The organism is Variovorax soli NBRC 106424 (assembly GCF_001591385.1).
GTDB lineage: Bacteria > Pseudomonadota > Gammaproteobacteria > Burkholderiales > Burkholderiaceae_C > Variovorax > Variovorax soli.
Map to the genome: position 1 here is coordinate 1 of NZ_BCUU01000163.1, position 7025 is coordinate 7025.

At 69.3% G+C, this 7025-nt stretch carries 7 protein-coding genes; 4 read left to right on the forward strand and 3 right to left on the reverse strand.

Going from position 1 to position 7025, the window contains the following annotated elements:
* The 3 genes from VSO01S_RS25385 to VSO01S_RS25395 form a co-directional block, all read right to left on the reverse strand.
* Nucleotides 1-1915 (reverse strand): efflux RND transporter permease subunit (locus VSO01S_RS25385; RefSeq protein ID WP_174544769.1); only part of this gene is annotated, 1915 nt, incomplete at its 3' end.
* Between the two features lie 9 nt (nt 1916-1924).
* A complete protein-coding gene (locus tag VSO01S_RS25390; protein WP_084242117.1) occupies nt 1925-3376 on the reverse strand; it encodes an efflux RND transporter periplasmic adaptor subunit in 1452 nt (483 codons plus the stop codon).
* Nucleotides 3377-3557: 181 nt separating this feature from the next.
* Nucleotides 3558-4520 (reverse strand): pepsin/retropepsin-like aspartic protease family protein, encoded by a 963-nt coding sequence (locus VSO01S_RS25395; RefSeq protein ID WP_161944478.1) that lies wholly within the window; start codon nt 4518-4520, stop codon nt 3558-3560.
* 180 nt (nt 4521-4700) lie between these two features.
* Here VSO01S_RS25395 and VSO01S_RS25400 point away from each other — a divergent pair, with 180 nt between their 5' ends.
* The 4 genes from VSO01S_RS25400 to VSO01S_RS25415 form a co-directional block, all read left to right on the forward strand.
* Nucleotides 4701-5117 (forward strand): DUF2306 domain-containing protein, encoded by a 417-nt coding sequence (locus VSO01S_RS25400; protein ID WP_068645552.1) that lies wholly within the window; start codon nt 4701-4703, stop codon nt 5115-5117.
* 63 nt (nt 5118-5180) lie between these two features.
* On the forward strand, nt 5181-5711 hold the full coding sequence (locus tag VSO01S_RS25405) for a DUF6622 family protein (RefSeq protein ID WP_068645553.1): 531 nt from the start codon (nt 5181-5183) through the stop codon (nt 5709-5711).
* 34 nt (nt 5712-5745) lie between these two features.
* A complete protein-coding gene (locus VSO01S_RS25410; protein WP_068645554.1) occupies nt 5746-6027 on the forward strand; it encodes a 2TM domain-containing protein in 282 nt (93 codons plus the stop codon).
* 43 nt (nt 6028-6070) lie between these two features.
* A partial coding sequence (locus VSO01S_RS25415; protein ID WP_068645555.1) for a sensor histidine kinase occupies nt 6071-7025 on the forward strand: 955 nt, incomplete at its 3' end.

The following is a 7025-nucleotide window of genomic DNA, read 5'->3' on the forward strand; positions in this document are numbered from 1 at the left end:
CGTCCACGCCCACCACCGCGCTCAGGGCGCGCACCGCCGGATCGGCCAGCACCACCTGCGCCACCGACTGCTGCAGTTGCGCCATGCGTGCGTACGACACGTCCTGCGCCGCCTCCACCCGCACCCGCAGCTGGCCGGTGTCCTGCGTGGGAAACAGGCCCTTGGGAATCACCACGTACAGCAGCGCCGTGAGCACCAGCGTGGCAACGGCCACCACCAGCGTCATGCCCTGGTGGCGCAGCACCCATTGCAGCTGCCGGTCGTAGCCGTGGATGACCCTGTCAAAAAAGCCCTGCACCGCCACGGCCGCGCGGCCCTGCCCCGCCACCTCTTCATGGCGCAGCCAGCGCGCCGACATCATCGGCACCAGCGTGAGCGAGACCACGGCGGAGATCAGGATGGTGATGGCCAGCGTGACCGCGAACTCGCGGAACAGGCGCCCCACCACGTCTTCCATGAACAAAAGCGGAATGAGCACCGCCACCAGCGACACCGTGAGCGAGATGATGGTGAAGCCGATCTGCGTGGCACCCTTGACGGCCGCGGCAAAGGGTTTCTCGCCCTCTTCGATGTAGCGGGCGATGTTCTCGATCATCACGATCGCGTCGTCCACCACGAAGCCGGTGGCGATGGTCAGCGCCATCAGGCTCAGGTTGTTGAGCGAATAGCCCAGCAGGTACATGAGCCCGCAGGTGCCGATGAGCGAGATGGGCACCGCGATGCTGGCGATGATGGTGGCGCGCAGGCTGTGCAGGAAAAAGAAGATCACCAGCACCACCAGCGCCACCGCCAGCGCCAGCTCGATCTGCACATGCTCGACCGAGGCGCGGATGCCCTGCGTGCGGTCGGACAGCACTTCGAGCTTGAGCGAGCCGGGCAGTGAGGCCGCCAAATCGGGCAGGCGGGTGCGGATCGCGTCGACGGTCGAGATCACGTTGGCCCCTGGCTGCCGTTGCACGTTGATGATCACGGCTGGATGAAGTTGAGCCCCCACGCTCGGCGCTGACGCGTCCTCGCTGCCCCCCGAGGGGGCGCGCGCCGCCTTGGGGCGGCCCGGCGCCGGCGCGGCATCCGCCCGATCTTTCAGAGCAGCCCAGGCCCCCAGTTGCGTGTTCTCCGCGCCCTCCACCACCTTGGCCACGTCGCGCATGCGCACCGGCGCGCCGTTCTTCCAGGCCACGATGAGGTTCTGGTAGTCGGCCGCCGTCAGCAGCTGGTCGTTGGCGTTGATGGTGTAGGAGCGCTGCGGCCCGTCGAAGCTGCCCTTGGCGCTGTTGGCATTGGCCGCGCTGATGGCGTTGCGCAGGGTGTCGATGCCGATGCCCACCGAGGCCAGTGCGTTGGTGTCGGCCTGGATGCGCACTGCCGGCCGCTGTCCGCCGGCCAGCGTGACCAGGCCCACGCCGTTCACCTGGCTGATCTTCTGCGCCAGGCGCGTGTTCACCAGGTTCTGCACCTCGGTCAGCGGCAGCGTGTCGGAGCGCACCGCCAGCGTGAGGATCGGGGCATCGGCCGGATTGACCTTGGCGTAGACGGGCGGGGCCGGAAGGTCCGCCGGAAGAAACGATCCGCCAGCGTTGATGGCCGCCTGCACCTGCTGCTCCGCCACATCCAGGGTCTGGTCGAGGTCGAACTGCAGCGTGACGATGGACACGCCCGCGGCGCTCACCGAGCTCATGCGGTTCAGGCCCGACATCTGGCCGAACTGGCGCTCCAGCGGCGCGCTTACCGTGCGGCTCATCACCTCGGGGCTGGCACCGGGATACAGCGTCTGCACCTGGATGGTGGGGTAGTCCACCTGCGGCAGTGCCGCCAGGGGCAGCAGCCGAAAGCCCACCAGGCCGGCCAGCACGATGGCCAGCATGAGCAGCCCGGTCGCCACCGGGCGCTGGATGAAGGGACGCGAAGGACTCACCACCGCTCCTCAGGGCGGGCCGCCGCCGTCGGGACCGCGCCGGCGCCGCTGGCTCATCTGCTGCCAGCGCTCCAGGGCCTCGGGGTCGCCCTTGTCGATGGCCGCCAGGAAGGCCTGGCGCTGCGCCAGCTTCTCCGGGTCGCCACCGGCGGAATCGAGGATGCGCTGGCGCTGCTCCGCATTGGGTGGGCTCACCTTGCGGGGCGCTTCGCCGGGCGCATTGGCGGCCACGCCGCCGGGCGGCGGCGCATCGCCCTGCAGCGCGACGGTGGTGCCGTCGTCCAGGCGGTCGCCGCCTTCGGTCACCACCTTCTCGCCTTCCTTCAGGCCTTCGGTGATCTGCACCCAGTCCACCGTGGTCTCGCCGCGCTTGATGGCGCGCATGCGCGCCTTCTTGTCCTCGCCCACCACGAACACGTAAGGGCCCTTGGGGCCGTTGCGCACCGCGGTCACCGGCACCACCAGCGCGTCGATGGTGCGCAGGGTCATGCGCACGTTGACGAACTGGCTCGGGAACAGGGTGAACTGCGCATTCTCGAAACGCGCCTTGGCCTTGACGGTGCCGGTGCTCACGTCCACCACGTTGTCCAGCGTGGAAAAACGTCCGCTGTCCAGCGCGTCGCTGCGCGTGCGGTCCAGCGCCGACACGGCCATGGCGCCGCCCTCGCGCAGCTGCCGCATGATCTCCGGCACCCGGTCCTGCGGCACCGAGAACTGCACGTCGATGGGCGTGATCTGCGTGATCACGGCCAGGCCGGTGGTGGCGTTGGCCGTCACGTTGTTGCCGGCATCGACGGTGCGCAGGCCGATGCGGCCGTCGATGGGCGAGGTGATGCGCGTGAAGTCGAGGTTGAGCTGCGCGCTGGCCACGCTGGCGCGGTCGGTGATGACGGCGCCTTCCAGCTGGCTCACCAGCGCAGCCTGGGTGTCCACTTCCTGCCGGGCGATCGAGTCCTGCCCGAGCAGGGTCTTGTAGCGCTGCAGCGTGACGCGTGCCGCCTGCAGCTGCGCCTCGTCGCGCTTGAGCGTGCCCTGCGCCTGCGCCAGCGCCTGTTCGTAGGGGCGCGGGTCGATGCGGGCGAGCAGTTGCCCCTTCTTCACGCGCTGGCCTTCGGTGAACAGCACCTCGGTCAGCACGCCGCCCACCTGGGGCTTGAGCGTCACGGTGGCCAGGGGCGTGACGGTGCCCAGCGCGTCGAGGGTGATCGGCAGCTGCCTGTGCTGCGCCTGGGCATGACCCACCGTGATCGTCGGCGCCCCGCCGGCACCGAAGCCGCCGCCCGGCCCCCGGCCGGCTGCGGGACGCTTGACCAGGTACCAGCTGCCGCCCACCAGGGCGGCGATCACCAGCAGCGCGATGGCCGTTCCCCATCCGCGGTGTCGGCGCCAGGTGGCGTGGGCACCGGCGGCTTCGGGGTTTGCTTGAGGATCGTCGGAAGGCGCGGACGGCGTCTTTGGCATGGAGGGGTCTGGGCGAGTTTTTCTGGGCGGGCACGGGCCGGCGGCCCCGGATGGTTTGGGCCCTCCCAAGTAGAGCCAAGCATCGTAGCTGCGATGGCCTACGGCACGTAAAGAAGCGGTAAAGCGCGCCCTGGCCCCCATCTCCGGCAGTGCAAGTGCCGCAGCCCAGGCCCTGCCGGCCCTACTTGGTGCTGGCCACGAACAGCTGTCCGGTTGCGTAGGACAGCCAGATCCTGCGATTTCCGAGGAAATCCAGGCCGAGCAACCCGTCGTAGGGAGCGACCTGGAGTTCGGAGAACGAGATCTGGACGTTGCCGTAGCTGCTGCGCCCGATGTCGACCCGCCCGAAGCGCTTGGCGTAGTTCATCGCCTGCGTGCCGGTCGAGCTCATGCTGCGTTTGGGCGTGGATTGCGCCTTCAGCTGCTCAAGGTCCAGTTCAAGCTTCTCCACGGCCGCCTTCATCGAAACCGTGGTGCGATTGGAGCCGGTGTCCAGGGCCAGCTCCAGGGTCTTGGTGTCCATCACGACCGGCACCGAAACCAAGCCCTTGGAAGAGCGTTTGAGCGGCACGGTGTTGTAGGGGCTCGTCCAGGGGCGCAGCGGGTGGTCGGACTGGTCGCATCCTTCGACGCGATAGAGCCTGAGCTGGCCGGCGGGGAAGTCCAGTTCCACATCGAAGCCAGACAAGAGATCGGCCCCCAGGGTGCCCATGCTGAGCGGACTGCCGTCCACCAGCACCGGATCAACGGCAAGGCTCTTCCTGAACCGGACCACGCCCCCGAATTCGATCCTGGGGGCGGTCACGTCTTCGGTGATCCGTCCCAACGATCCGTCCGTTCCGATGCAGCGGCCTCGCCGGCCATTGCCCTTGAGCCCCAACTGGGACGACGCCACGGCGTGGATCTTGGTGTGGACGGCGCCCGTGTCGATCAGGAACGGCAACGGGGCCTGTCCGTTGATCGAGACGGGCGTCTCGTACAAGGCGCGTGATTTCGTGAGCGGCGCCTGTCCGGCCAGCTCGACCGTGCAGGCGTCGGCAAGGCCGAGGCCTGCCAGCCATGCGGCGGCGCCCGCAAGCCGGCGCGCGCAGCCCCTCCATCCCGGCCGCCGTCCGCGGGCAGCACCGGCTGTGCTCGTTCTCATGTTCTCTCTCCCTGTTGCGAGCGTTGTTGTGCGGGGAATCATGGCACACCGCCCGCCCCGCGGTTTGTGCAGTTCGCGCCGCCGGGCTGCATTTCGTCGCATCCCGGTGGCCCCGCCAGGGCCCCGCCGGCACAGTCCATTCAACCCAAGCGACAACCCAACCCGACGGAGAACACCACCATGCAGATGAGCCCCGTGATTGCGATCCACCTCAGCGCCGCCGTGTCGGCGCTGGTTCTGGGCCCGGTGGTGATCTGGGCGCGCCGTGGCCGCGAGCAGCACCCGCGCCTGCACCGCGCTCTGGGCTATGCCTGGGTGACGCTGATGGTGGCGGCCGCCGTCTCGGCCTTGTGGATCCGCGACTTCAGGCTGCCCAACGTGGGCGGCTACACACCCATCCACCTGCTGGTGCCCGGCACCTTCGCCGGACTGGCCCTGGCCTTCTGGCGGCTGTCGCGCCGCAACATTGCGGGCCACCGCCGCGCCATGCAGCTGACCTACCTCGCCGGCTGCATCGTGGCAGGCAGCTTCGCGCTGCTGCCCAGCCGCTACCTGGGCCAGCTGATCTGGGGCCAGTGGTTCGGCCTGCTGGGCTGAGCCCCGGACCACCGGTTCATCGAACTTCAAACCGCTTCCAACACCAGCCAAGGATTTCTCATCATGCTGCTGATCCAGATCCTCCAGCACACGCCCACCTGGGTGTTCGGCCTGTTCGCGGGGCTGCTCGCCCTGGGCGGGCGCCAGATGTTCGCCACGCAGGCCGGCCTGCCGCGCCTGGCGGTCATGCCGCTGGCCATGGCGGGGCTGTCGGCCTACGGGGTGGTGTCCGCCTTCGGCAGCGCACCCGCCGACGTGGCCGCGTGGGCCCTGGCCGCCGCCGCCGCGCTGGCGCTGGTGCTGCGCAGCCCGCTGCCCCAAGGCGTGCGCTTCGACAAGGGCGAAATGCGCTTCACGCTGCCCGGCACGCCGGTGCCCCTCCTGCTGACGATGGGCATCTTCTTCACCAAGTACGCCGTGGGCGTGCTGCTGGCCATGCACCCCGAGATGGCCCGCCAGGCCGGCTTCGCCCTGGCCATGAGCGCGCTGTACGGCGCCTTCGCCGGCCTCTTCCTCGGCCGCTCGCTGCGCCTGTGGAAGCTGGCGCTGCGCGCTGCTCCCGTTTCGCAAATGGCCGCCTCGCCAGCCAAGTAAACCGAACCCACCATCGACACACAGGAGAATCATCATGACCCGACAGGACCGCTCCCTCGAACAATTGGCCGTGCGGCGCGCCCGCGCCAAGGCCGGCTGGTGGATGCATGCCACCGTCTTCCTCATCGTCAACGCCGGCATGGCCGCGCTCTCCATGGCTTCGGGCCGGCACTGGGCCATCTATCCCTTCCTCGGCTGGGGCTTGGGACTGGCCATCCACTGGGCCGTGGTCTGGATGCTGGCGCCCGGCGGCAACTTCATGGCGCAGCTCGTGGCGCGCGAGCGTGCCAAGCTGCAGGCGCGCGATCCGTGGTGATGGCCGGACCGGTGATGGGCTTCATCCCGCAGAATCGGTTCCCATGAAGATCGACTGGCGCGACGTCCTCCGCCACGGCCTGCTGGTCGTGGCGTTCTGCTTTGCCATCGCGGCGGTCATCAACTCCATCTGGCCCAACAAGAGCTATCTGCAGCACCTGGGCTACTCGATGTGCATCGGCCTGCTGATCTGGCTGGTGATCGAGTTCGGCCGCTATCCGCTTCGCCGGCCGACAGACCCCGGCGGCTGGCCCCACGGCTGGCGCGGCGGCGCGCTGACGGTGGCAGGCATCGTGGTGGGCTACTACGCGGGCTCGGCGCTGGGCGACTGGCTCATCGGCGGCGGCAGCGGCGCCATCAGCTCCGGCGAAGTGCAGCACGACCAGCGGGTTTCGCTGGCCATCACCGTGCTGGCGGGCGTGCTGGGCAGCTACTGGTTCTATTCGCGCGGGCACAACTCGGCACTGGCGGCCCGCGTGTCCGCGGCCGAGCGCGATGCTTCCGAAGCGCGCCTCAAGCTGCTGGAGACGCAGCTGGAGCCGCACATGCTGTTCAACACGCTGGCCAACCTGCGCGTGCTCATCGCGGTCGATCCGCCCCGCGCCATCGCCATGCTGGACCGGCTCAACAACTACCTGCGGGCCACGCTGTCGGGCTCGCGCGCATTGACCCATCCGCTGTCGGCCGAGTTCGAGCGCCTGGGCGACTACCTGGCGCTCATGGCGGTGCGCATGGGCGAGCGGCTTCGCTTCAGCCTGGACCTGCCGCCGGAACTCGCCGGCCAGCAGGTGCCGCCGCTGATCCTGCAGCCGCTGGTGGAAAACAGCATCCGCCACGGGCTGGAGCCCAAGGTGGAAGGCGGCGAGATCGTCGTGCGCGCACGGCTCAGCGACGACGGCACGTCGATGCTCGTCGAGGCGAGCGACACCGGCGTCGGCATCGACGCGGCCGCCGCGCAGGCGGCTGCCGACGACCCCGGCGGCAGCTTCGGCCTGGGCC